The following is a 26,871-nucleotide window of genomic DNA, read 5'->3' on the forward strand; positions in this document are numbered from 1 at the left end:
AGATGTGAATTTTCAACCAACAACCTTAAATGAGAGAATCGATTCTCTCGATATTTTGCGCGGATTTAGTTTACTAGGTATTCTACTTGTCAACATGTTTGCTTTCTATTTACCAATGCCTCATATATTAGATCTAAATTATTGGTTTACTGAAGCAATGGATATTATATGGCAACAAAACCTTGATATTTATGTACAAAGTAGTTTTTATCCATTATTTTCTATGCTTTTTGGATATGGTCTTGCGATGCAATTTATGAAATCTCAAGAAACAGGGGTTAATTTCTATAAATTTGCACCCAAAAGACTAGTCATCTTATTAATTCTTGGTTTACTCCATGCCTTTTTAATTTGGTGGGGAGATATTTTAGCAACCTATGCAGTATGTGGATTTTTCTTATTATTGTTTATCCGTTTTAGTGGTGGATGGTTATTAACTTTTGGATTAGTTATAAACGGATTTTTCCACTTCTTTATTTTAGCTATTTATTTCTTAACGGGGATTGCAAGTACGGAAGTGGAAAAGCCTGCATTAGATATAGAAATGATTAATAGTGCCATTACCGCTTATGGAGTTGGTAGTTGGACAGATGCATTTACCCAAAGACTAAGTGATCTATCTGTACAATTGGGTTTTGATATGTGGATTATGTCTTTGTTGACAATTTTACCTTACATGCTAATTGGTGCTGCATTTGCAAAATGGCGATTAATTGAGCGAGCAAAAGAGCTAAAAATCGTATGGATTATCATGGCGATTATTTTTGTCTCAGTGGGACTATTTGTTAAAAGTGCACCATATACATTTACTCGTACGTATTTATTAGATTATTTAAAAGTGTATGTAGGTGGTCCTCTATTATCAATTGGGTATATTTCGTTGATTGTAAGTATTTGTTTAATACCAATTGCTAATAAACTACTTAAACCAATTGCAAAAGCTGGTCGTATGTCTCTTACGTTATACATTATGCAATCCATTATTTGTACAATCTTATTCTATAATTTTGGTTTTAGTTTATATGGACAAGTCGATGTGCAAATGGGGACGGTTATCGCAATTAGTATTTATGTAGTACAAATTATCTTTGCGGAAATTTGGTTTATCAAATTTAGACAAGGTCCTCTAGAAATGGCAATAAAGCGTATAACTTACAAAAAAATATTGCCGGAAAAGTAAGCAATTTCGGAATATTTCATGTATGATGGTATAAAGTGAATAATCATTTTGTTGATCAATTCACCACATTGATGGTGAGAACAATTTAAACGTAGGAATTAAAGAAGGAGCCTTTATCTATGAAGATTTTATCTTTTAAGTTTAATGGAGAAGTAAAATTTGGTCCAAAAGTTAAAAAAGAAGAAGCTGTTTGGGATGTTGTTGCGATTCAAGAAGAGCTGAATGTTCTACCTTCTTTCCCTGCTAATATCATTGATGGGGTTGCGTTAGGTTTTGATTTTGTTGAAAAGATTCGTAAATTAGTAGAAGCAGCTAAAAATTCGGATAATGTTGAATCATTCAAACGCGCATTTACTGAAATCGAGTGGCTTTCACCAATTCCAAGAACTCCGAAAAACATTTTATGTATTGGTAAAAATTATGATGAACATGCAAAAGAAATGGGTGCTACTGCTGCTCCTACCGATTTAGTAGTATTTACAAAATCTCCTACATCAATTGCAGCAGACGGACAAGTATTACCAATTCATACAAGCGAAACAGACTCACTAGACTATGAAGGTGAATTAGCAGTTGTCATCGGAAAAGTTGGAAAAAATATTGCGAAAAATCAAGCTTTAGATTATATCTTTGGCTACACAATCGCAAACGATATTACAGCACGTGACTTACAAGACCGTCACAAACAATATTTCTTAGGTAAAAGTTTAGATGGATCTTGTCCATTAGGGCCATATGTTGTTACAAAAGATGAAATACCTAATCCTCAAAATTTAACGATTGTAACGAAGGTTAACGGTGCAATCCGTCAAAATGGTTCAACAAAAGATATGGTATTTTCAGTAGAGGAGTTAGTATCAATTCTTTCACAATATGTTACTTTAGAGCCTGGAGATGTTATTTTAACTGGTACTCCTGCAGGGGTTGGAAAAGGAATGACGCCACCAGTATATTTAAAAGCTGGAGATGAAGTGAAAATTTCAATTGAAGGAATTGGAACTTTATCAAATAAATTTGAATAAAAAACTACTAATCTATTTATAAATTTTATAAAGGTTTAAGATAGACTATTATATTTGAATCCCCACTCAGTACTATGGTAGGATAATGCTGTAAAAGAAAATTAAGGTGGGGAAAACATGGATTTCTTAACAAGTTCTACGCATTTACACATTACAACATGGGTAGTTGCACTTGTACTTTTCTTTGTGGGTGCTTTAGTATCAAAATCTAAAGGTATACACATGGCTTTACGTCTATTTTATATTTTAATTATCATTACTGGTGGCGCTCTATTTATTGAAGCGATGGACTATGGTATGGGTATGGATTACGGAATTAAATTCTTACTCGGTATTCTAGTAATCAGTATGATGGAAATGGTATTAACTCGCCAAAAGAAAAACAAGCCAACTACTGTATTTTGGATTTTATTTGCTATTTTCCTATTTGCAGTATTATTCTACGGATTTAAATTACCAATGGGTATGAATTTCTTAGCATAAAAGAAAAATCGCTGGGTACAGGACGTACTTTGCGATTTTTCTTTTTTTGTTTATAATTGTATGGATTAAGAGGCTTTACTCTTAGAAAGGACGAGAAACATGATACCTATCCTCATGCTAATATTCATACTTCTATTAATTGTTCTATTTATTGTTTTTGTTTTTATACAAAAAAATGGAGATAATCATTCTGTGGATGGGTTATTATCTCATGAACAAGTGGAACAACTTCAAGAAAGAATGAAACAAGAAAAGTAAAACATTACTTTGAATTATGTTGTCACTGATTTGTCTTATTTACATTAGAAATGTTTAATTCGTATAGAAATGATAGCCGTGTTTCTTTTTTTTTTGGTAAAATGTCGATGGTATGTTTAAAGGAGAGGGATAATTTGAAATTTAAAAAATGGATTTGTGCAACTGCTGCATCGATCTTGTTAGCTGCTACATTAAATACAACTTCCATTGCAAAAGCAGAGGTAACAAAATCAATTGCAGACGAAAGTATATATGATGTTTTAGTAGACCGTTATTTTAATGGTACTGGAGAAAACGATTACAAGGTTGATCCACTAGACCCATCAAAATTTGCTGGGGGAGACTTTAAAGGTATAGAACAACAATTATCTCTCATTTCTCAAATGGGCTTTTCAATTCTATCATTAGGTTCTGTTTTTGCTACTGAAACTTATAACGGGACGATGACGACTAGTTATTCTGAAATAGAACCACAATTTGGGACAAGCGAAGAGTTTACTTCCTTAATCAAAACATTGAATGAAAATAAAATAAAGGCGATGATTGATTTTCCTTTAACGAATGTTAGCGCCAATCACGAATGGGCAAAAGATCCATCAAAAGCTGATTGGATTGTTGGAAAGTCTGGTAATAAAATTCGATGGGATTTAAGAAATGTAGATGTGCAAGATGCTTTAATTGATAGTGTGGTTAATTTTATTTCTACATATAATATTGAAGGCGTTCGTTTAACGAATCTTGATATTGCAGATACAGCTTTTCTTAATAAAATGATTGAGGCAATCAAAAAAGTAAATAATGAAATTTACGTTATTTCTAATGAAGAAAGTGATGCAAATTTCGATGCGACTTTTTACGATGAAAATCATGAAACTTACCGTAACATTTATAAAAATGTTGACCAAGATTCTTCCAACCAATTAAAACATGTTGAGCCTTTTGCAAAAGGGGAAGGGTTACCAACGCAATTAATGATAGACAACTTAAACACAGATCGCTTTGTTTTGGATGTAGAAGCCTTTCCACCTACAAGACTTAAACTTTCAGTGGCTTCTACACTATTACTACCTGGTGTACCAGTTATGCAATATGGAACTGAGATTGCAATGAATGGTGAAGCTGGTCCAGAAGCTCACCAACTATATAATTTTAAAACAGATGATGAATTGGTGAACTATATTGCTAATATCCAAACATTACGAAACAAGTCTGAAACGTTGCGTCGTGGTGAGTTTAAATTAATTAAAAATGAAAATGGTTTTTTAGCATTCGAACGCTATTCGGATGATGAAAGATGGATTGTTGTAATAAATAATACTGGAAAAACAACGAGAGTTGATATTTCTGCTAACGACATTGGTGAAGATAAAGAACTACGCGGTATGTTAGAGAGTGATGTGATTCGTTCAAATGATGATGGCATTTATCCTATCGTATTAGATCGTGAAGTTGTTGAAGTTTTCCAGGTTATCGATAAAGTTGGTATTAATAAATTGTATATTGTTTTATTAGCTATTGTTTATGTTCTATTTATTTCGTTCATTGTTGCGATGATGAGACGTAGTAAACGAAAAAGAGCGTTAGAAAAATAAGATACAAGGGGCCGTCTAAAAAAGTTTTTTTAAGACGGCCACATTGCTTCTAGGATGGTGGCATTTTGATGCGACCATCGAAACTTAAGAGATATTTTTCGGAGTGTCCAAAAGGTTTTTACTTTTTGGACACTTTTTTTATTTCATGATTCCTGAGAGATTTTTAAACATAATCTTTTAACAATCATAAATAGAATCATGGAGAAATATACCTTTAGAAGAGAACAAGTTTCATACTGCATAGAGTTTTTTCATAAGATGAATGATTCGAATTTCAAAATGAGTTGGAAGGAGAATTCATTTGAAAAGCACCGGAGAAATATTAAAAATTAATGATTTACATATAGGGTTTAAGATTAATGATGAATTCTACGATGCGGTAGATGGCGTGTCGTTAACTTTAAAAAGAAATGAAATCCTTGCAATTGTTGGGGAATCAGGTTGTGGGAAAAGTACGTTGGCAACATCTATTATTGGTCTACACGATCCAAATAGTACCCGTGTTTATGGAGAGATATTATATAGAAATCAAAATCTTCTAACCTTGGGGGAAGACCAATTAAATGAAATTCGTGGTCCAGAAATCGGAATGATTTTTCAAGACCCCCTTTCATCTTTAAATCCACTCATGCGGATAGGAGATCAGATTGAGGAAGGGTTAATTTATCATACAAAACAAAATGCTGAAGAGCGAAAAAATAGAGTACAAGAGTTATTGCAACAAGTTGGCATACAAAACCCTGAACGTGTTGCAAGGCAATTCCCACATCAATTGTCAGGAGGGATGCGACAGCGCATTATTATTGCGATTGCCATTGCATGTAAACCTAAAATACTTATAGCTGATGAACCAACCACAGCCCTTGATGTGACAATTCAAGCGCAAATTTTAGATTTATTGCTAACGCTTCAACATGAAACAGGGGCTGGAATTATTCTTATTACCCATGATTTGGGAGTTGTAGCAGAAGTTGCTGATCGTGTAGCAGTTATGTATGCAGGTGAAATTATTGAAGAAGCGCCAGTAAAGGAATTATTCCTGCATCCTAAGCATCCTTATACTCGCTCATTGTTTCATTCCATTCCACAGATGAGTTCGTCATCAGAACGTTTAAATGTAATTCAAGGGATTGTTCCTTCCCTAATAAATTTACCTAGAGAGGGTTGTCGATTTGCATCCCGCATTCCTTGGATAAAAGCAGAAGCACATGAAAAGAATCCTCAAATTCATGAAGTGGCATCAGAACATTTTGTTCGTTGTACTTGCTATAAAGAATTTCACTTTAAAAAGGAGAGAAATTCATGAGCTTTATGGTAATTCAAGATTTAAAAGTTCATTATCCAGTTCGTGGTGGGATTTTTAATCAAGTAGTTGATACTATCCGTGCTGTGGATGGAATCTCAATGGAATTTGAAAGTGGAAAAGCATATGGACTTGTTGGAGAGTCGGGATGCGGAAAATCGACAACTGGAAGAGCAATTATTGGTTTGGAAAAGATTACTTCTGGTCGCGTGATTTATGAAGGTATCAATGTAACAAATAAAAGAACGAAGCGAAAATCTTCCTTCAATCGGGATGTACAAATGATTTTCCAAGATGCTCACTCAAGTTTAAATCCTCGAAAAAGAGTACGAGATATTATTGCAGAGCCAATTCAAAACTTTTTAAAACTATCATTAAAAGAAGAAGAGAGAAAGATAAGTGAATTACTTGAAATCGTAGGAATGCCAGAAGATGCAAAATATAAATATCCCCATGAATTCTCTGGTGGTCAAAAACAACGATTAGGAATTGCACGGGCGATCGCGACAAATCCGAAATTGATTATAGCTGATGAACCAGTTTCAGCATTGGATCTATCTGTACAGGCTCAAATATTAAATTTCATGAAGGATATTCAACGTGAATTTGGATTAAGTTATCTTTTTATTTCCCATGATCTCGGGGTCGTAAAGCATATGTGTGACTACATATCAATTATGTATAAAGGTCGTTTTGTGGAATCAGGAACAAAAAATGATATTTACAATAATCCACAACATATTTATACGAAACGACTACTTTCTGCAATACCACAAGTTACACCAATTGGTAGAGAAAGGCGGAAACGGGAGCGTATTAAAATAGAAAACTATTATCAAGAACAATATAAAAATTATTTTGATGAAAACGAGCGAGTGCTAGATTTAATACCTATCAGTAATACCCATCATGTAGCAGCTACTTTACCGATGCAGAAAGGGGGGATATGACATTGGGAAAAACAATCATACGGCGTTTTATTATTATAATTCCACAATTATTTGTCCTAAGTATCCTCGTCTTTTTCCTTGCAAAATTTATGCCGGGAGATCCGTTCACAGGCTTAATTACTCCTCAAACAGATCCGGCAAGGCTAGAAGAATTATCAGAAAAAGCAGGCTTAAATGATCCATGGCCAATACAATATGTTCGCTGGATTGGTAATGCATTACATGGGGAGTTTGGGATTAGTTACACATTTAAAAGGGATGTTGGGGATTTAATTGGTGAAAGGGCCTTAAATACTTTTTGGCTATCATTATTAAGTGTCACTCTACTGTATGCAATTGCAATTCCTTTAGGTATTTTAGCGGGGCGATATCAAAACTCCCGATTAGATAAAACAATTATTCTTTATAGTTTTATTACCTATGCAATTCCGACATTTGTATTATCACTGTTGTTTCTTTTTTTATTTGGCTACAAGCTTGAATGGTTTCCTACAAGTGGGAGTGTCGATATCGAATACAGTTCTGGTACTCTCCAATACTATTGGAGTAAATTCCACCATATTCTTTTGCCTGCTATTACCTATGCGATTCTCGGCACAACGGGAATTATTCAATTTTTACGTTCTGAAATTATCGATGCAAAAGGAATGGACTATGTTCGGACAGCCAGAAGTAAAGGCATTCCTATAAAGAAAGTTTATACAAAACATATTTTTCGTAATAGTTTATTACCTATCGCAGCATTTTTAGGGTTTACCATTACGGGATTATTAGGTGGCTCCATCTTTATTGAAACCATTTTTGGTTTTCCAGGAATGGGGCAACTGTTTGTCTCTTCCATTGCTTCTAGGGATTATAGCGTCATTACAGCACTCGTGATGTTATATGGTTTTTTAACATTATTAGGAAGCTTATTATCCGACATAATTATGAGTATTGTAGACCCGCGCATTCGAATCGAGTAGGGGGTTATAGGATGGCTAAAAGAAAACGCAAAAAATATACGAAAAACGCTCCGCCAACAGGTTTACAAGTCATCTTTCGAGAGTTTTTAAAAGATAGAGTGGCATTTTTTTCTTTTGTATCGCTTGTTATCGTGATTTGCGGAGTCTTTATATGGTCATACCTTTTTATTGACCAAGAAGCTTTAATGCGTATCAACTTACAAGACCGATACGCTGAACCAGGAGGAAAGTTTTTATTTGGAGCAGACCAAGGTGGAAAAGATATACTTGGGCAACTGATTGTTGGTGCTAAAAATTCTCTCTTCATAGCAATGGCAATTACAATAATAACTGGCATTTTTGGGGTTATTGTTGGGTTAATTTGTGGATACTTTGGAGGATGGATCGATAATCTTTTTATGCGAATAATTGATTTTTTCATTACCATTCCATCTTTAATGTTAATTATTGTTTTTGTTACAGTCGTTCCGAAGTATACGGTAGCTTCTTTTATCTTTATTATGAGCATGTTTTTATGGACAGGTACTGCGCGGCTCGTTCGCTCAAAGACATTAACTGAAAGTAGAAGAGATTATGTCCTTGCATCCAAAACACTTGGAACGAATGATTTTGTTATTATCTTCACGGGCATTTTACCAAATTTGAGTTCAATCATTATTGTAGAAATGACATTAAACTTCGCTGGAAATGTAGGGATTGAAACGGGGCTTTCTTATTTAGGATTTGGTCTTCCAATGTCTACTCCATCGCTTGGTACACTTGTTAGCCACGCGAATAATCCACTTGTATTGCAACAATATTGGTGGGTTTGGCTACCAGCATCTATCTTCATTTTGTTTATGATGTTGGCAATCAATTATGTTGGTCAAGCATTGCGTAGATCTGCGGATTCAAAACAGCGGTTAGGATAATAATAATACTAATTAACTTTGCCAGTAGATGTACTAGGGAGGAATATTATGAAAATTACTCGATGGATGTTACTTGCAACCATAATATTTGCCTTGTTCATTTTAACAGCCTTCAGCAAATCCGAAAAACAAATTGAAACTGCTGCACCAAGTTCAAATTCACCCTTTGCAACGGCAGTAACGAATGAAGGAAAGCCAATTGATGGAGGAGTCTTGCGGGTCGCCATGGTGAAAGATGAACCGTTTCAAGGGATTTTTTCTTGGGAGTTATATGAAGACGGTTATGATGCAGATTTGATGTCTTGGGCTTCAAATGCTCTTTTTGAAACGGATGAAAATTTCATGATTACTAATGAAGGAATTGCATCCTTATATGTTGATCAAAAAAATAATAAAGTAACAGTCACAATTCGTGAAGGTGTAAAATGGTCTGATGGTCAGCCGTTAAAGATTGAGGATGTCATCTTGCCTTACCATATTATCGGGCAAAAAGATTATCCTGGTGTGCGATACAATTCAGAATTCCAAAATATTATAGGTGCAAAAGAATATCATGAAGGAAAAGCTAAAACAATCTCTGGAATTAGGAAAGTGGATGATTTCACAATTGAAATCAGTTTTAAACAACTTTCCCCATCGATTTTTTATGGTGGTGATGGTTTATGGACATATGCTGCACCAAGTCATCAAATTGGGAATATTCCAGTTGATCAGTTGTTGCAATCAGATGCGGTTCGCAAAAATCCAGTTACTTTAGGCGCTTTTAAAGTAGAGAAAATTGTTCCAGGGGAATCCGTACAATATGTGAAGAATGAGCATTATTGGAAAGGTGAGCCAAAGCTTGATGGCGTCTTAGTAAAAGTGGTTCCTTCTAGTTCGGTATCTGTTGCAATTGGTACCGGTAAATATGATATTATCCAACATTTCAATGCTACGAAAATGCCGGAAATCGAAGGCTACGACAATATTACGATTTTGGGTCGACCTGAACTTTTTTATTCTTACCTTGGATTTAAAGTAGGGAAATATGATTATCAAAAAAATACTGTTGTAACGGATTTAGACGGTTCAAAAATGGGCGATGTGAACTTACGAAAAGCAATGGCCTATGCTTTAGACATCGAACAAGTATCTGAAGTGCTCTATAATGGTTTGAGGGTACGGGCAAATTCATTAATACCACCAGTTTTTGAATCGTTTTATGATAAGTCTTTAAAAGGTTATGTATATGATCCAGAAAAAGCAAAGGAAATTCTCGATAAGGCTGGTTATAAAGATGTGGATGGAGATGGCTTCCGCGAAGATCCAAAGGGAAAAAAGTTAGAAATTAAATTAGCTTCCATGTCAGGTGATTCCGTTCAGGAAGAAATCACAGCGTACTATTTGCAAAACTGGAGAGATGTTGGGTTAAATGTCACATTATCAACAGGGCGATTAATCGAATTTAACTCATTCTACGATATGGTAAAAGCTGATCATCCGGAAATCGATGTTTTCATGGGGGCATGGGGAACAGGAACAAACCCTTCACCATCTGGTTTGTATGGAGCATCAGATCAATATAATTTCAGTCGTTATACTTCTGATCTTTTAGAAAAGACAATTCAAAATATTGATTCTCCCTCTGCATTTGATAAATATTATCGTGCGAACCAATTTAAGATTTTCCAAAAACATATTGAAGAAGTTGCAACAACTGTGCCAATGCAATTCCGATATGAAATTTATCCGATCAATAAGCGTGTGAAAAATTACAGCATCGATTATAAAAATCCAACAGAACTGCATGAAATTGAATTAACGGCAAAAGAACCATTTAAATCTAAAAAGAAAAAATGATAGAACAAAAAACAGGCATTCGAAAGTGAGTGCCTGTTTTTATTGCCGTGTACTAGCTATTTTTGTTAAGTCGATACTTTTTGTAAACTACCTAAGCTGGTTTATGTTCAAGCCATCTTTTTAGTAATCTTTATCCGTAAAGAAAATAGCTATGGTACCAGGTCCAGCATGGGCACCAATAACAGCACCAACCATCGTCATTTCAAAGGATTTTGGTTGTAATTTTTCTTGGATTAAGGATTTCACTTCATTGGCAAATTCTAAATCGTCTCCGTGACTTATACCAACGACTTTATTTGAAAAATCGCCACCGCGCTCATGCATAATCTCAATAATTCGATTTATCGCTTTTTTGCGACCACGAACTTTTTCAAGGGGGATTAATTTACCATCTTCAACGTGTAAAATTGGTTTAATGCTTAATAATCCACCAATAAAAGCACTAGATTTTGAAACCCGTCCACCTGCAGCTAAGTAGTCCAAATTTTCAACAGTAAATAGGTGTGTCATGTGTTGAGCTAAATAATCAACTTTCTCGAAAACTTCTAAATATGGAACGCCCTCATCTCTTAATCTTACAGCTTCTTTTACAAGTAAACCGCATCCTAATGAGGCACATTTAGAGTCAATAATTTTAAGCTTTAAATCTGGATATTGCTCTCGAACTTGAGAAGCAATCATCACTGCTGTGTTATATGTACCTGATAAGTTAGATGAAAAGGCGATATATAATCCTTCTTCTTTACTTTTTGCTAGTTCTTCAAAGTGTTGTAAAAATAATTCCGGAGACGCTTGAGAAGTTTTAGGTACAACGCCTTGGCGCATTGCATCATAAACTTTTTTGGGGTCAATTTCTACTGTATCAAGGTATACAGAGTTGTTTAAATCTACTCTTAATGGGAAAATTTCTACGTTGTGTTGTTCAAAAAATTCTTTTGGCAAATCGCTGCCACTGTCTGCAAATATTTTCATATATACAGTACCTCCTTTAGACATGAGCACCTTAACTAACGTCATTCTATGGTGAGGGCTTTGGAAAGTTGAATTTCCAAGCTATAACTTTAATCGATCTATTAAAAAGTTAGCAATACCGTCCTCATTATTACTTGAAGCAGTGATCTCATTGGCAATATTTTTCAGTTGTGCTATACCATTCGACATTGCTACTCCAATTCCTGCATAATCAATCATTTCTAAATCATTATCTTCATCACCAAATGCGATAATGCGTTCTCTTGGAATGTTCATTTCCTTTGCAATTAGTGAAATACCAACTGCTTTACTTAAACCTTTTTTCACGATTTCAATAATATGAAATGGTGCTCCCCAACGTCTGTGTTCAATTAATTCTGCATGAACATCTTCTAAATGGTCACGAATAAGTTGTACTTTCTCTTCTTCTGCATGGATAAGTAAACTTGTCGGATCCTCGTTTAGGCTTCCTTTTAAATTTCCAATCGTTACACGCGGGTCACCCATTTTAAACATATCCATCATTGGGCTATTTTCCTGATGAATGAATACGTCATCCATCACTTCAGCAATCAAGTTTTCATATTGATATTTATCGACAGAATCCACAACATCGTAAACCACTCTTAAATCAACTGGTGTATGAACCGTTTGCCATGATTTATTTTTCGGATGATGGACAAGGGCACCATTAAAGTTAACAATTGGCGTAGTTAGCTTTAATTCGTTATAATACAACTGACTTGCACGAAATGGACGACCAGTTGCAATCATCACTTGATGACCTGCATCCATTGCTTTAAAGAGGGTATTCTTTGTCTTTTCTAAAATCTTTTGATTATCTGTTAATAGAGTACCATCTAAATCTAACACAATTAAATGTTGCTTCATAAAGGAATGCTCCTTTCTATCTTAATGATTTTATCCCAAATGGATAAATTTAGTCAAAAAATTGTTGTTGTAAGTCGTGAATAAGCGTTATTTTATTCTTTGCTTTACATGAATTCGATATACTTTAGGAGATGGTAAAAATGTATGTTCAAAATGATATGTGGAAAGAGATACCGTTATTACATGTTTATGATGAGGAAATGAATGAACATACACCAATCGTCATCTTTTTACACGGATTTCAAAGTGCAAAGGAACATAATTTACACTATGCATATCAACTTGTAAAAAAGGGGATTCGTGTCATTTTACCAGACGCGAAATTGCATGGTGATCGCTCGGAAAATTTATCTGAAGGAAAGATGAACTTACACTTTTGGGAAATCGTTTTACAATCAATTGAAGAGGTAGGCGTACTTTATAACGAATTACAGTCTCGAAATTTAGTGTCATCTGGAAAAATTGGTGTGGCAGGAACTTCCATGGGTGGTATTGTTACATCAGGCTGTTTAAAAAAATATGATTGGATTTCGACTGCAGTGATTTGTATGGGTGCTCCAGGATTTGTTGAATTATCGAATTATCAGCTTAATCAATTCGAACAACTTGGAGTAAAATTACCGATGACTTCTGAACAAAAGGAGCAACTTCAAGCATTATTAGCTGAATATGATATTACAAGAGAGCCTGAAAAATTTAATCAACGTCCAGTGCTATTTTGGCATGGCGAAAAAGATACAACGGTTCCTTTTAAAAATACATATCATTTTTATATGCAGTTACGTTCATACTATGTGCAAGAACCAGATCATTTAAAATTTATTGCATCGCCGAATAGTGGGCATAAGGTACCGCGAGAAGGTGTATTAGCTGTAACAGACTGGCTATCTCAATATTTGGCATAAAGGATTTACCTTTGATATGATAGAGTTAGCACTATAAGGAAAGGGGATAAAGTAAATATGGCAATTAGCGAAGATATGAAAGAAAGCATCCTTGGAGCTTTAGAAAACGTAATTGACCCTGAGCTAGGTATTGATATAGTTAACTTAGGTTTAGTATATGATGTAGATTTAAATGAAGAAGGTTTAGCTACAATCACTATGACGTTAACATCAATGGGCTGCCCATTAGGACCAGTGATTGTGGATCAAGTGAAAACGGCGTTAAGTGAGCTTCCAGAAGTAAAAGACAGTGAAGTAAACATCGTTTGGCAACCAGCTTGGTCAAAAGATATGATGTCACGTTATGCAAAAATGGCATTAGGAATTAGATAAAAAATGCTGGCTGTGAAGGAAAATTTTCTTCACAGCCTTTTGATTGCAACCATCCTCGTCACAGGATGACTTCTCAGACTCTATTGTTAATCTATCCTACAAATTGTAGATGGGCAATTTTCACAACATATAGCCTGCTTTAAATATCGAATATCCGTAATCGTAATAAATCCTTTATCCATGCTGATTATGCCTTGCTTTTTTAATTCATTCAACATCCGATTAATCATTTCACGACTTGTTGAACAAAGATTTGCGATGTCAGTATTTGTTAAATAATGATTTATGAATATTTTATCGTCTTTTTGCTCCCCATAAGTGTTTGCTAAACGAATTAATGTTGAGTACAATGCGCCTTTCTTACCGTGTAAAATAAGATCACGTAGGAGACTTTGATTTTTCAAATTTTCATTTTGTAACCACTTTAAATACTCTATCATTAATGCGGGTTTTTGCATTAATAACATTTCTAGTGAATCTTTATTTAAAGCTAATAATTCGGTATGGGAATTTGCTTTTGCAGTTGTTGATCTTATCGTAGATGTTGCACTAAATAATGGAAATTCCCCAATGATGCTGTGTTTACCACATATTCTAAAGGTAATTTCCTTCGCATCTTCCGTTTCCTTACTAATTCGAACGGAGCCTTCTTTAATCAGTAGAATGTCTGTGGCTTTCTCACCCTCACGATAAATATTACTTCCTTTTTCAACTTTAACTAATAAACCATGCTCTTCAAACAAATGAATTATTTCAATCGGCAATGTTTCTACCATGCCATCACTTCCTTTTATCCTTGGGGTGAATCTAAAATTTAAACATGTATTTTAAATACATGATAACATAATTTTTCCCGTATTCGTGAAAACTTTATAGTGTGAATTTTTGCATTTCCTATTAAAAAGTCCTATAATCATTTTAGTCAAAAAAGGTCAAAGTTGAAGGGGTGTAACAAATGCAATTTCAACAACAAGATAATCGAAAACCATTAGAACAATTTGGTCGCAACTTAATCGAAGAAGTCAAAAATGGCAAAATGGACCCAGTAATAGGAAGAGATGAAGAAATTCGTAATGTTATACGTATTTTATCAAGAAAAACTAAAAATAATCCAATACTAATTGGTGAACCGGGTGTTGGGAAAACAGCGATTGTTGAAGGTTTGGCCCAACGTATCGTTCGTAAAGACGTACCTGAGGGATTAAAAGATTGTATATTATATGAACTAGATATGAGTGCATTAATTGCTGGTGCAAGTTACCGTGGTCAATTTGAAGAAAGATTAAAAGGTGTACTTAAAGAAGTTAAAGAATCTGAAGGTCGTATTATTTTATTTATTGACGAAATTCATACAATTGTTGGTGCAGGTAAGACTGATGGCGCAATGGATGCAGGGAATATGTTAAAACCGATGTTAGCACGTGGAGAACTCCATTGTATTGGTGCCACAACCCTTGATGAATATCGTATGTATATTGAAAAAGATCCTGCTTTAGAACGTCGTTTCCAACAAGTAATGGTGCGCGAACCTTCTATTGAAGATACAGTTTCAATCTTACGCGGTCTTAAGGAACGTTTTGAGTTGCATCATGGAGTTCGTATACATGACCGCGCAATTATTGCATCTGCTGAACTTTCGAATCGATACATTACAGATCGATTTTTACCAGATAAAGCAATCGATCTAATCGATGAAGCTTGTGCGATGATTCGTACAGAGATTGACTCAATGCCCCAAGAGCTAGATATGGTAACAAGACGTGTTATGCAATTGGAAATTGAAGAACAAGCATTAACGAAAGAAAAAGATGAAGCTAGTAAAAAACGTCTTGAAGCATTGCGAAAAGAATTAGAAACCTTAAAACAAAATACGGACAAGATGCGAAAGCAATGGGAACAAGAAAAATCCGGTTTACAGGAAATTCAAAAGAAACGGGAACTTCTTGATAAATACCGCCGTGATTTAGAAGATGCAGAAAGTAAATATGATCTTAATAAAGCAGCGGAGTTACGTCATGGGAAAATTCCTGCTATTGAAAAAGAATTGTCTGCTTTAGAAGAAGAATTGAAAAAAGGATCTGAAATTCGTATTTTACGAGAAGAGGTAACTGCAGATGAAATAGCTTCCATTATTTCAAGATGGACTGGAATTCCGGTTACAAAGCTGGTTGAGGGCGAACGTGAAAAATTATTACGTTTAAAAGATACTCTCCATGAAAGAGTAGTTGGTCAGGATGAAGCTGTAAAATTAGTAACAGAGGCGGTATGGAGAGCACGTTCTGGCATTAAAGATCCAAACCGTCCAATTGGTTCTTTTATTTTCTTAGGTCCAACAGGGGTAGGGAAAACGGAATTAGCCAAGGCGTTAGCTGCACAACTTTTTGATTCAGAAGATCACTTTATTCGAATTGATATGAGTGAATATATGGAAAAACATAGTGTGTCTCGTCTTGTGGGAGCACCTCCTGGATATGTCGGTTACGAAGAAGGTGGTCAGCTAACTGAAGCGGTTCGCCGTAATCCATATTCTGTTGTATTACTTGACGAAATTGAAAAAGCGCATCCAGATGTGGCCAATATTTTATTGCAAATTTTAGACGATGGCCGCATTACGGATAGCCAAGGTCGACTTGTTAACTTTACGAACACTGTAGTGATTATGACGTCGAATATTGGATCTCATCATTTGTTAGAATCTAGTGTAAATGATGAAAAAACAACGGAAGACTTGGTTATGGCTGAACTTCGATTGCACTTTAAACCAGAATTATTAAATCGTGTAGATGATATAATCATGTTCCATGCGTTAACATCAAATCACTTTAATGCGATTGCATGGAAATATATCCAGCAGTTACAAAACCGTGTAGCAGAACAGGAAATCGAGTTAGACGTATCTGAAGAAGTCGTGTCATGGGTCGTAAAACATGGTATTGATCCACAATTTGGAGCAAGACCACTTAAACGATTTATCCAACGTAATGTAGAAACCGTTGTAGCCAAAGAGTTACTAAAAGGAGAAACACTACCGGGGGATAAATTGCATGTGTCGTTAGCAGAGGGACAATTAGTGGTTCAGAAAGTATAATAGAAGTTTTGGGACAGTAGTAGTTATGCTACTGTCTTTTTTTGTGGGGATGATTGGATATTAGGAGTTTTCTCAGCGATGAATACAAAAATACGGTCGAGAATCGGTAAAATCTGTCTTCATAACCCAGATGAATACAAAAATCCATGTGAGAATTGATAAAAAACGTCTTCATAGAATCCATGAATACAAAAATTCAGTCGAGAATCAGTAAAACCTGTCTTCATAACCCAGATGAATACAAAAATCCATGTGAGAATTGATAAAAAACGGCTTCATAGAATCGATGGATACAAAAATTCAGTCGAGAATCAGTAAAACCTGTCTTCATAACCAAGATGAATACAAAAATCCAGGTAAGAATTGATAAAAAATGTCTTCATAGAATCGATGAATACAAAAATGCGGCCAAGAATCGTAAAACCTGTTTTCATAACGCAGATTCTAGCTAGGCTTTATAAAAAATGTCTTCATTTCATTGATTTAAAAAAATTCCAAAAAGATCTGTTAAAAAAACTTTTTCATCATACATATAAAGGTATTTATTAACTATTTCACGAATTTAATAAAATGAAAAAGCACTCCCAAAATGGAAGTGCCTACATTACAAATTAATGATGTTCTGCATCTGGAGTTGGTTCGTTAGGGATAATTGCGCTAATAATAACAATTAGAATTAGGAATACCACAGATAGAACTAAGCTAGTAGTTAAGCTAAATGGTACATTCAAAATTGAACTTACTACATATGTTACCATTGTTACTAATAGGAATGACCATACAAATGACATAATATATTGCATCTAATTTCACCTCTACTATATCTTTTTAAAATAGTATATCTATATTCATCTTAAATATCATACCATAGTGAAACATTAAAGAACAACACACTTTTGAAACAATTCGTGAAAATAAGGTTGCAGTATAGAATAATTATGAGCTATAATTATGACCAAGTACTAAATGTAAGTCACAAATAAGGGGGATTTTCAGGATGAACGCAGGAATTATTGGGGTAGGCAAATATGTTCCAGAGCAAATTGTAACGAACTTCGATTTAGAGAAAAAAATAGATACAAGTGACGAATGGATTCGCACAAGAACTGGTATAGAAGAAAGAAGAATTGCCGCAGATCACGAAAACACATCTGATTTAGCTTATTTAGCTGCTCAAGATGCAATAAATAATGCAGGTATTTCAGCGGATGAAATTGGTTTAATTTTAGTTGCAACTGTAACTCCAGACCAAGCATTTCCAAGTGTTGCATGTCAATTACAAGAAAAATTAGGCGCAGTTAATGCGGCTGCTATGGATGTTGCTGCTGCTTGTGCTGGTTTTATCTATGCACTATCCACTGCGAAACAATTTATTGAAAGCAAAGCATATAAATACGTATTAGTAGTTGGTGCTGAAAAACTATCTAAAATTACGGATTGGTCAGACCGAAATACTGCTGTGTTATTTGGCGATGGTGCTTGTGCAGCTGTTCTTGGAGAAGTTTCTGAAGGCCGTGGAATTTTAGCCTTTGAATTAGGAGCAGATGGTACAGGTGGAAAACATTTATTTTTAGATGAAGCGGATCACATTGCCATGAACGGAAGAGAAGTATTCAAATTTGCTGTAAGACAAATGGGTGAATCTGCTGTTTCCGTGTTAGAAAAAGCAGGACTTACAAAACAAGATGTTGATTTCTTAATTCCTCATCAAGCTAACATTCGTATTATGGAAGCTTCTAGAGAACGCCTAGAATTACCAGAGGAAAAGTTATCAAAACGAATTCACAAATATGGAAATACTTCTTCAGCTTCTATCGGGATAGCTTTAAAAGACGAATTAGATGATGGTAAAATTAAAGATGATGATATACTAGTCTTAGTTGGTTTCGGAGGCGGCCTTACATGGGGTGCAGTCGTTATCAAATGGGGTAAATAATCAGTTATAATGAGAATAACAAGCTTAGAACCTAAGGGGGAAAAGAGAACTATGAAAAGAAGAGTAGTCATTACAGGTGTTGGAGCAGTTACACCTTTAGGTAATACAATTGAAGAAACTTGGCAAAATCTAATTGCTGGTAAATCTGGTGTAGGTCCTTTAACAAGGGTAGATGCTGAAAAATTCCCTGCAAAAGTGGCAGCAGAAGTAAAAGATTTTGATATTGAACAATATATTGATCGAAAAGAAGCACGTAAAATGGACCGCTTTACTCATTACGCTCTTGCTTCTTCAATTATGGCTGTAAAAGATGCTAACTTAGATATTACAGAAGAAATTGCACCAAAAGTCGGTGTTTGGATTGGTTCAGGTATTGGTGGAATGGAAACGTACGAAAAACAAATGGAAGTTTTCCAAGAACGTGGTGTACGTCGTGTTAGTCCATTCTTTGTACCAATGATGATTCCGAATATGGCTTCTGGTCAAGTTTCTATTCATTTAGGTGCAAAAGGAATCAATTCATGTTCCGTTACTGCTTGTGCATCAGGAACGAACTCAATCGGCGACGCATTTAAAGTAATTCAACGTGGTGATGCTGATGTAATGATTACAGGTGGAGCAGAAGCACCAATCGTAAATATGGCGGTAGCTGGTTTCTGTTCAAGTACTGCACTTTCTTTAAATCCGGATGCTCAAACGGCATCACGTCCATTCGATAAAAATCGTGATGGATTCGTTATTGCAGAAGGTGCAGGAGTTTTAGTACTTGAAGAATATGAATTTGCAAAAGCTCGTGGTGCAAAAATTTATGCAGAAGTCGTAGGTTATGGTTCTACAGGGGATGCATACCATATTACAGCACCTGCTCCAAATGGCGAAGGGGCAGCTCGTGCAATTCAACAAGCATTAGATGATGCAGAAGTTAATCCTACTGCAGTAGGTTATATTAATGCCCATGGAACAAGTACACCATATAATGATTTATTTGAAACAATGGCAGTAAAATCTGTCTTTGGCGAACATGCATATAAATTAGCAATGAGTTCGACAAAATCAATGACTGGTCACTTATTAGGTGCAGCTGGTGGGGTTGAAACAATCTTTACTGCTCTAGCATTAAAAGAAGGGATTTTACCTCCAACAATCAACCTAGAAACGCCAGATCCAGAATGTGACTTAGATTATATTCCAAACGAAGCACGTAAAGAATTTGTAGAATATGCAATGTCAAATTCACTCGGTTTTGGTGGACATAACGCAAGCTTATTATTAAGAAAAATCGACTAAATAATATGTCGATAATAAAATGCCTTTAGCGAAAAGCTAAAGGCATTTTTGTTTTCACTCTTGAATATTAAATTAGTAAAGGAGTGTTGGACATGTTTCGTTTTATGCTTTTTTTATTTAGTTATGGCATATGTGTAATATCCGTAGGCAATCTACTTTTATATTTAAATTACCGAACATTAGGGTATTCATGGTCAGCAGTATGGGCATTTATAGTTGGGACCCATGAGCTCTATTTAGCAATCGGATCAATCATCGTTTTGTTTATCTTGATTTTCGACCTAATCCCATCGCGTTTTCCATTCTTTTAACTGTTGCTGATGCAATTTCGTTTGCTTTTGCTGCACCTTCATCTAAGATTTTATCCAATTCACTAGAGTCAATTAATTCATTAAATCTTTCTTGGACAGGCGTTAAATGTTCGATTAGACTTGTTGCTACACCTTCTTTAAAGGCACCGTAGCCAAGCCCTTCATACTTTTTAACAAGAGTATCAATAGCGATTCCTGTAACAGCAGATTCAATTGTTAAAAGGTTTGAAACACCTGGTTTATTTTTTTCATCAAAAGCAACAATACCTTCTGAATCTGTTACTGCAGATTTAATTTTCTTTTCAATTTGTTTTGGCGTATCTAGGAAGCGAATTGTTGCTTTCGTATTTGGATCTGATTTACTCATTTTTTTCGTTGGTTCTTGTAATGATTTAATACGTGCACCAGCTTTTGGCAGCTGAATTTCTGGAATCACAAATACCTTACCATATCGTTTATTAAAACGTTCAGCTAAGTCACGTGTTAATTCGATATGTTGTTTTTGGTCGTCTCCAACAGGAACAATATTCGTATTATATAAAAGAATATCTGCAGCCATTAATGGTGGATAAGTTAATAAGCCAGCAGAAACAGACTCTTTCCCATCAGATTTATCTTTAAATTGTGTCATTCGTTCTAATTCACCAATGGAAGCGATACATTGTAACATCCAACCAGCCTGTGCATGGGCAGGAACCTCAGATTGAATAAATAAAATCGCCTTATTTGGGTCAATACCTGTTGCTAAGTATGTAGCAGCTAATGTTCGAATATTAGAACGTAATTCTTTTGGATCTTGAGGCACTGTAATTGCATGTTGGTCTACGATACAATAAATTGCTTTTCCCTCATCTTGTAGCGCTGGAAATTGCATAAAAGCTCCAATGTAATTTCCTAGTGTAACAACTCCAGTTGGTTGAACCCCTGAAAAAATAGTCTTCATTAAAAAATCCTCCTATTATATTCAAAATAAAAAACATCATGCGTCCTTACGAAAAAGTTCGTATAGGGACGAATGATGTTGAATCCGCGGTACCACCCAGCTTGTCTATTATATAGACCACTTAGCCTTCGTAACGTGAAGGAGACGAGCTTTACTACTACATCCGTTCATAAAGCCAACTCGAAAGTCCATTCCATTTGCCCCGTCTTCTGTTTGCACCAACCACAGATTCTCTAAACACGGAAGAACAAATGTACTACTCTTTGTCACTGTTTTTATAATTTTTCGCCAATACATATTTGTTAAATAATATATAAAAAATCTTTATTAATTGCAAATAATATTTCACTGCCTTTGAATGAAAAAGAAAGAGATTGGGTAACATTGTAACGTGATTAAGATAATTGTTATTTAAAAGTAACTTTTACATTTGTAAGCAGCTAAATAGTCATTTGCAAGTGCACTAGGAATTAAGCGTTAAATTTACAGAAATTTGCGATTATTTCTCGATTACTATTATCTAATTGAGAATAAAAAAAGCTATACTTGTATGTTTAAATTTTACAAAAGAAGGGTAAAGTAACCTGTTATATTAAAAGGATATAAATTATATTCCTAAAAGAGAAAAAATGAAAACAAAATCCCTTAACATAGCAAATATTTTATTAAATATGTTGTATTCAAATGCGATAGAATGTTGTATAATTAAGACGTTATTTTAAATTAAATTAATTCTAATCTAATAAAAAGTTGAGAATAGATTATTGACCAAAAGAAGGGAAGTGTCATAATGATCGTAACATTATTTACATCACCAAGTTGCACATCATGTCGAAAAGCTAAAGCTTGGTTAGAAGAACATGAAATTCCTTATAGAGAACGAAATATTTTTTCAGAACCGTTAACAATCGGTGAAATAAAAGAAATTTTACGCATGACAGAAGATGGTACAGATGAGATTATTTCTACACGTTCGAAAATTTTCCAAAAGTTAAATGTAGATGTTGAAAGCTTACCATTGCAACAATTGTACGAATTAATCCAAGAACATCCTGGATTATTACGTCGTCCAATTATTTTAGATGAAAAGCGCCTTCAAGTTGGTTACAATGAAGATGAAATTCGCCGCTTCTTGCCTAGAAAAGTTCGTGCATTCCAATTGTTAGAAGCGCAAAAAATGGTTAACTAAACCCGAATTTGTTTAAAAGCAATCGATAAAATCTATTTTACTTGGGTTTTATCGGTTTTTATTTTTGTTTAAAGTCATTAATTAGCGCTAATCATGATGTGTTTTTTTGAAAAGTTCGGTATGATGAATGACCAGTGAATAATAAAGAAGCAATCCAACATATAATAACTAATCTTAAAAATTTTTCACTTGATTTCAATAGTGTAGTCAACTACAATTTCAATATTCAAATAATTTTGTTTGTCCGATGTTTTTTTCTTTTCATTTTTATTAGGTAATCATACAATAGAGTTATAGAATAAAACATAAGTATATAAATAAAGAATGCTTTTATTCTAAATAATGTTGTTCACCTAAAGTGTTGGCGTAAACACTTTTGAATTGCAAGATTAATTCTTGCCAATCAAAACATACTAAGAACGCTTTCCTTGTTTTTCAACGAATGACTGTGAAGGGAGTTGAAGTCTAATGGACATCGAACGCGTAAATGAAAACACGATAAAACTTTTTATTACTTATCGTGATATTGAAGATCGCGGATATAGCCGTGAAGAAATATGGTATAACAGAGCAAAAGGTGAAGAACTTTTTTGGGATATGATTGGAGAAATCAATACAGAAGATTATTTTGATTTAGATGGTCCAATTTGGATTCATGTAAATGCTTCTGAACATGGACTTGAAGTCATTGTTACTCGTGCAAATATTAATGGTGATAGTGAATCCAACTCCTTGCTTTCAAGCTTCGAGGAGCATCGTGAAGCTGCCCAACATAATATAGATGAATCTATTTTTGACTCTTTTGATGAAGAAGACGGTGTTCATCATCAAGGAATTACAAATTTTTCAATTTATAAATTTAAAGACATAGATGAATTAATTCCGGTTGCAAAACGTCTTGTTCAATTTGGTTTACAATCATCTTTGTATAAATTTGAGAATTACTACTATGTTGCAATTGATTTCACAAATATTACTGAAAAAGAGGAACGTCTAAACATTCGTTCAATTATTAACGAGTATTTAGGTATTTCCAAATTAACTGTATTCCGTTTACAAGAATATGGTGAAACAATTATGGAAGAAGATTGCTTTGAAACGGTAATTAAATATTTCTCTTAAAGTATTAGAGGTGACCTTACAATAGGGCATCTCTTTTTTTTTATGCAAATTATTATTTTCAGATAATTCGAAATCTATGATTGAAATTTAAATCGATCCTTCTTACAATTGGTTCAAGGGAGGGAAAGTTATGTTAGTTGCTTATACAGATCAAAATAAAAGGTTTGTATTAAATTCAAGCATACCTCTTTCAACATTAAAACTACTTCGATTAACAACGAAATTTTATTGCCCACAATGTAAACAACAGCTTCAGTTAAAGTTAGGTCAACAAAAAATACCGCATTTTGCCCATATTAATAAAAGTAAATGTGCGAGTACTTTCTCTGAGGGTGAATCGACTCGACACCTGGAAGGGAAGGAACAGTTATATTTTCTTTTTAAATCTCTTAATTTAAATGTTCAATTAGAACCCTATTTATCTACTTTGAATCAAAGACCCGACTTACTAATCTATGCTAACAACGAGCAATTTGCCATTGAATTTCAATGTAGTCCAATTTCACTTGAAAAATTTACAGAACGAAATGCAGGTTATTCAAGTGCCTCCATTATTCCAATATGGATTCCTGTTACACCCTTTGAATTAGGTGATGGAATACATAAGATTTCAATAAGTAAACAACTTCAACAATTTATTCAATCCACCAAACACCATCAATATATTATGATGTATTGTCCATTTCTGCGACAGTTTATTTATCTTTCAAATATATTATTTGTCCATGGCAATACTTTTATTGCAAAAGTACAAGCATTACCTATTGAATATCAAAAATTCCCATTTTATTTACCTAAGAAGTTGTCACGTGAAGAATATGCCCGATATTTAATGTTTTATAATAAAGCGAAACATAACTACTTAAAATCGAGAGTATTAATAAGTAGGAAAGGTGTAAAGGATTTATTATTGCGTTGTATTTACGAGCTTCGATTAAATTTACACTCCCTACCATACTATATAGGTGTTCCTTTAAGAGGCAGTGAGGTGATAGAGCTATTTTCAATTGATTGGCAGCTGGCACTATTTTATTTTTTAAGGGTGTACCAAATCCCTGTGGAGGCTATTAATGATAAAATCATTACTCACTTTTTAGCATGGTCTAAAATAAATGGATCTATGGAAGCTATAAAAGTAGTCATGGATTATAGTGAGTTACTCAAGGACCTTTCTATTCAGAATCCAAATCAAAAAATTTCAAAGGACCAAGTGGACAACTATCTGTATAGTCAATTTCTTGCAATTAAAAGTTAATCTTGAGAAAATGAATGAGATACGAGAAATTCGAAATAAATGGTATCGGAGGCAATTTTTATGGCGAAAAAATTATTGAATCGTGAAGAAGTACCTGTTGAATTAACCTGGGATTTAGAAGTGATTTTTCCATCAGACGATGCGTGGGAAGAAGAATTTAAAGAAATCGAAAAGTTAATTCCAGAGAGTGAGAAATTTAAAGGGAAAGTAGTTGAAAGTGCGAAAAGTTTGTACGATACACTACAATTTAGTGATGAACTATCCAAACGCTTTGGAAAGCTTTATGTATACAGCCATTTAAAACACGATCAAGATACTACAAATAGTAAATACCAAGGGATGGATGCAAGAGTCCGTTCATTAGGTGCAAAATTATCAGCTGCCTGGTCATTTATTACTCCAGAGATTCTATCTATTGAAGAAGAAAAAATTCAAAGCTATTTAGATGAATTCGAACCCCTTCGATTATATACACAAATGTTAAAAGAATTAAATCTTAAACGTCCTCATGTCCTATCAGCTGAGCAAGAACAATTACTTGCACAGTTTTCAGAAGTAACATCTGCATCAAGCGGTACTTTCAGTGCGTTAAACAATGCAGACTTAGAGTTCCCTGTTATCAAAAATGATGAAGGGGAAGATGTACAATTAACTCATGGAAATTATATTACGTTTTTAGAAAGCGATAACCGCGAAGTACGTGAACAAGCATTTAAAGCGATGTATGCTACTTATGGTAAATTTAAAAATACGTTTGCCTCTACATTATCTGGAAATGTTAAATCACATAATGTAAGTGCTCGTATCCGTAAATTTAATTCAGCAAGACACCGCGCATTAAGTAACAATACGATACCTGAAAAAGTTTACGATCAATTAATTTCAACGATTCATGAGTTTTTACCTGTCCTACACCGTTACATTTCTCTTAGAAAGCAAGTATTAGGTGTGGAAGAACTTCATATGTATGATTTATTTACACCTCTTGTAAAAGAAGTGAAAATTGATATGCCATATGAAAAGGCAAAAGAAATTATGGTTAAAAGCTTTGCTCCATTAGGCGAAGAATATCAATCCATCGTTCAAAAAGGTTTAGATAGCCGTTGGGTAGATGTACAAGAAAACAAAGGAAAAAGAAGTGGTGCATACTCTTCAGGAACATATGGTACAAACCCATATGTATTGATGAACTGGCAAAATAACATTAATAATTTATTTACTTTAGCCCATGAATTTGGTCATAGTATGCACAGCTACTATACTCGCCAAAATCAGCCATATCCTTATGCAGATTACTCCATTTTCGTAGCTGAAGTAGCTTCAACTTGTAATGAAGAACTGTTATTTGACTACTTGTTAAAAACGACTGAAGATGAACAGCAAAAAATTTATTTATTAAATCATTGGTTAGACGGTTTCAGAAGTACAGTATTCCGTCAAACAATGTTTGCTGAGTTTGAGCATATTATTCATGAAAAAGATGCGAATGGTGAAGCACTAACTGCTGATGGACTAACAGAAATCTACTATGATTTAAATAAACAATATTTCGGTGATGAAATGACAGTTGATGAGGAAATTGGATTAGAATGGGCTCGAATTCCACATTTCTACTACAATTATTATGTTTATCAATATGCAACAGGTCAAAGTGCTGCCACAGCATTAAGTAAACAAATTTTAGAAGAAGGACAACCAGCAGTGGATCGTTATATTAATAATTTCTTAAAAGCTGGATGTTCGGACTTCCCAATTGAAGTATTAAAAGCTGCTGGGGTAGATATGGAATCTCCAACACCGATAAGAGAAGCATGTAAAGTATTTGAACAAAAACTAAGTGAACTTGAATCATTACTGCTTAAATAATTAAATTCAATTGAACTATGTGGAGGTTTCAGATGATCTTTACATAGTTCTTTTTATTTGATAGGCAATATAATTATATTCTAAAAATATTTTTATAATTCGAAATAATAATTTTTTGTATTGTATAACAGTTTTAAAAGTTATAGAAAACTAGTACAATGTGTTACAATTCCTTATATATCAATGTATATGAAAACGGTTACTATATGACGGATTTGTGAAATGTCCACA

Annotated in this window: 24 protein-coding genes and 1 other annotated feature; of the genes, 19 read left to right on the forward strand and 5 right to left on the reverse strand. The window is 34.2% G+C overall.

Annotated features, from left to right (window positions below; all coding sequences use genetic code 11):
- The first annotated feature begins 4 nt into the window (after positions 1-4).
- The 10 genes from NKR20_RS03570 to NKR20_RS03615 all read left to right on the forward strand — a co-directional run bounded on the left by NKR20_RS03570 (position 5) and on the right by NKR20_RS03615 (position 10,503).
- The gene (locus NKR20_RS03570; RefSeq protein ID WP_253423717.1) at positions 5-1,180 is read left to right on the forward strand and encodes a DUF418 domain-containing protein; all 1,176 of its coding nucleotides are present in this window, start codon (positions 5-7) and stop codon (positions 1,178-1,180) included.
- 119 nt (positions 1,181-1,299) lie between these two features.
- The gene (locus tag NKR20_RS03575; RefSeq protein ID WP_121213905.1) at positions 1,300-2,202 is read left to right on the forward strand and encodes a fumarylacetoacetate hydrolase family protein; all 903 of its coding nucleotides are present in this window, start codon (positions 1,300-1,302) and stop codon (positions 2,200-2,202) included.
- A 117-nt stretch (positions 2,203-2,319) separates the two neighbouring features.
- Complete coding sequence (locus tag NKR20_RS03580) at positions 2,320-2,685, forward strand: YisL family protein (protein WP_121213904.1); 366 nt, start codon at positions 2,320-2,322, stop codon at positions 2,683-2,685.
- 114 nt (positions 2,686-2,799) lie between these two features.
- Positions 2,800-2,943 carry a hypothetical protein gene (locus NKR20_RS03585; protein ID WP_253423719.1) on the forward strand — a complete coding sequence of 48 codons (144 nt, stop codon included), beginning with the start codon at positions 2,800-2,802 and terminating at the stop codon, positions 2,941-2,943.
- A 134-nt stretch (positions 2,944-3,077) separates the two neighbouring features.
- Positions 3,078-4,535 (forward strand): alpha-amylase family glycosyl hydrolase, encoded by a 1,458-nt coding sequence (locus NKR20_RS03590; RefSeq protein WP_253423723.1) that lies wholly within the window; start codon positions 3,078-3,080, stop codon positions 4,533-4,535.
- A gap of 301 nt (positions 4,536-4,836) precedes the next feature.
- Complete coding sequence (locus NKR20_RS03595; protein ID WP_253423726.1) at positions 4,837-5,841, forward strand: ABC transporter ATP-binding protein; 1,005 nt, start codon at positions 4,837-4,839, stop codon at positions 5,839-5,841.
- The gene (locus NKR20_RS03600; protein WP_253423729.1) at positions 5,838-6,788 is read left to right on the forward strand and encodes an ATP-binding cassette domain-containing protein; all 951 of its coding nucleotides are present in this window, start codon (positions 5,838-5,840) and stop codon (positions 6,786-6,788) included. The genes NKR20_RS03595 and NKR20_RS03600 overlap by 4 nt, the downstream gene beginning before the upstream one ends.
- A 2-nt stretch (positions 6,789-6,790) precedes the next feature.
- Complete coding sequence (gene opp4B / locus NKR20_RS03605; protein WP_253423732.1) at positions 6,791-7,753, forward strand: oligopeptide ABC transporter permease; 963 nt, start codon at positions 6,791-6,793, stop codon at positions 7,751-7,753.
- A gap of 11 nt (positions 7,754-7,764) precedes the next feature.
- On the forward strand, positions 7,765-8,664 hold the full coding sequence (locus NKR20_RS03610) for an ABC transporter permease (protein WP_121213899.1): 900 nt from the start codon (positions 7,765-7,767) through the stop codon (positions 8,662-8,664).
- A 48-nt stretch (positions 8,665-8,712) separates the two neighbouring features.
- Positions 8,713-10,503 carry an oligopeptide ABC transporter substrate-binding protein gene (locus NKR20_RS03615; protein WP_253423735.1) on the forward strand — a complete coding sequence of 597 codons (1,791 nt, stop codon included), beginning with the start codon at positions 8,713-8,715 and terminating at the stop codon, positions 10,501-10,503.
- Between the two features lie 120 nt (positions 10,504-10,623).
- On the opposite strand, the gene NKR20_RS03620 is transcribed toward NKR20_RS03615, so the two are convergent.
- Positions 10,624-11,475: a DegV family protein gene (locus NKR20_RS03620; protein ID WP_121213897.1), complete on the reverse strand. Its 852-nt coding sequence runs from the start codon at positions 11,473-11,475 to the stop codon at positions 10,624-10,626.
- An 81-nt stretch (positions 11,476-11,556) separates the two neighbouring features.
- Positions 11,557-12,366, reverse strand: coding sequence for a Cof-type HAD-IIB family hydrolase (locus tag NKR20_RS03625; protein WP_121213896.1), 810 nt, complete (start codon positions 12,364-12,366; stop codon positions 11,557-11,559).
- Between the two features lie 140 nt (positions 12,367-12,506).
- Here NKR20_RS03625 and NKR20_RS03630 point away from each other — a divergent pair, with 140 nt between their 5' ends.
- Together NKR20_RS03630 and NKR20_RS03635 are read left to right on the forward strand one after the other, a co-directional pair.
- On the forward strand, positions 12,507-13,271 hold the full coding sequence (locus tag NKR20_RS03630) for a prolyl oligopeptidase family serine peptidase (RefSeq protein WP_253423738.1): 765 nt from the start codon (positions 12,507-12,509) through the stop codon (positions 13,269-13,271).
- Between the two features lie 57 nt (positions 13,272-13,328).
- Positions 13,329-13,643 carry a metal-sulfur cluster assembly factor gene (locus NKR20_RS03635; RefSeq protein WP_121213894.1) on the forward strand — a complete coding sequence of 105 codons (315 nt, stop codon included), beginning with the start codon at positions 13,329-13,331 and terminating at the stop codon, positions 13,641-13,643.
- A gap of 86 nt (positions 13,644-13,729) precedes the next feature.
- Here NKR20_RS03635 and NKR20_RS03640 read toward each other — a convergent pair whose 3' ends face one another.
- Positions 13,730-14,419, reverse strand: coding sequence for a Crp/Fnr family transcriptional regulator (locus NKR20_RS03640; protein ID WP_121213893.1), 690 nt, complete (start codon positions 14,417-14,419; stop codon positions 13,730-13,732).
- 179 nt (positions 14,420-14,598) lie between these two features.
- Between NKR20_RS03640 and NKR20_RS03645 the strand changes: the two genes are divergently transcribed.
- Complete coding sequence (locus tag NKR20_RS03645) at positions 14,599-16,731, forward strand: ATP-dependent Clp protease ATP-binding subunit (RefSeq protein ID WP_253423741.1); 2,133 nt, start codon at positions 14,599-14,601, stop codon at positions 16,729-16,731.
- Between the two features lie 611 nt (positions 16,732-17,342).
- Here NKR20_RS03645 and NKR20_RS03650 read toward each other — a convergent pair.
- Entirely contained in the window at positions 17,343-17,522 is a 180-nt protein-coding gene (locus NKR20_RS03650; protein ID WP_419095283.1) for a DUF2929 family protein, read from the reverse strand.
- Positions 17,523-17,728: 206 nt separating this feature from the next.
- On the opposite strand from NKR20_RS03650, the gene NKR20_RS03655 reads away from it, so the two are divergent.
- Entirely contained in the window at positions 17,729-18,667 is a 939-nt protein-coding gene (locus NKR20_RS03655) for a beta-ketoacyl-ACP synthase III (RefSeq protein WP_121213890.1), read from the forward strand.
- Between the two features lie 51 nt (positions 18,668-18,718).
- Positions 18,719-19,954 (forward strand): beta-ketoacyl-ACP synthase II, encoded by a 1,236-nt coding sequence (fabF, locus tag NKR20_RS03660; RefSeq protein WP_253423744.1) that lies wholly within the window; start codon positions 18,719-18,721, stop codon positions 19,952-19,954.
- Positions 19,955-20,218: 264 nt separating this feature from the next.
- Here the strand turns inward: fabF and trpS are convergent, their stop codons facing one another.
- On the reverse strand, positions 20,219-21,208 hold the full coding sequence (gene trpS, locus NKR20_RS03665; RefSeq protein WP_253423746.1) for a tryptophan--tRNA ligase: 990 nt from the start codon (positions 21,206-21,208) through the stop codon (positions 20,219-20,221).
- Positions 21,209-21,269: 61 nt separating this feature from the next.
- Positions 21,270-21,487: a binding site (T-box leader), on the reverse strand.
- A gap of 514 nt (positions 21,488-22,001) precedes the next feature.
- Here trpS and spxA point away from each other — a divergent pair.
- From spxA to pepF, 4 genes are all read left to right on the forward strand, one after another.
- The gene (gene spxA, locus NKR20_RS03670) at positions 22,002-22,397 is read left to right on the forward strand and encodes a transcriptional regulator SpxA (protein ID WP_202615613.1); all 396 of its coding nucleotides are present in this window, start codon (positions 22,002-22,004) and stop codon (positions 22,395-22,397) included.
- 468 nt (positions 22,398-22,865) lie between these two features.
- Positions 22,866-23,519, forward strand: coding sequence for an adaptor protein MecA (gene mecA / locus NKR20_RS03675; RefSeq protein ID WP_121213886.1), 654 nt, complete (start codon positions 22,866-22,868; stop codon positions 23,517-23,519).
- Positions 23,520-23,649: 130 nt separating this feature from the next.
- Positions 23,650-24,774: a competence protein CoiA gene (locus tag NKR20_RS03680; protein WP_253423749.1), complete on the forward strand. Its 1,125-nt coding sequence runs from the start codon at positions 23,650-23,652 to the stop codon at positions 24,772-24,774.
- A gap of 60 nt (positions 24,775-24,834) precedes the next feature.
- Complete coding sequence (gene pepF, locus NKR20_RS03685; protein ID WP_253423752.1) at positions 24,835-26,640, forward strand: oligoendopeptidase F; 1,806 nt, start codon at positions 24,835-24,837, stop codon at positions 26,638-26,640.
- The last annotated feature ends 231 nt before the right edge of the window (positions 26,641-26,871 follow it).

The sequence above is a fragment of the Ureibacillus endophyticus genome, assembly GCF_024159215.1.
In the GTDB taxonomy this organism is placed as follows: Bacteria; Bacillota; Bacilli; order Bacillales_A; family Planococcaceae; genus Ureibacillus; species Ureibacillus endophyticus.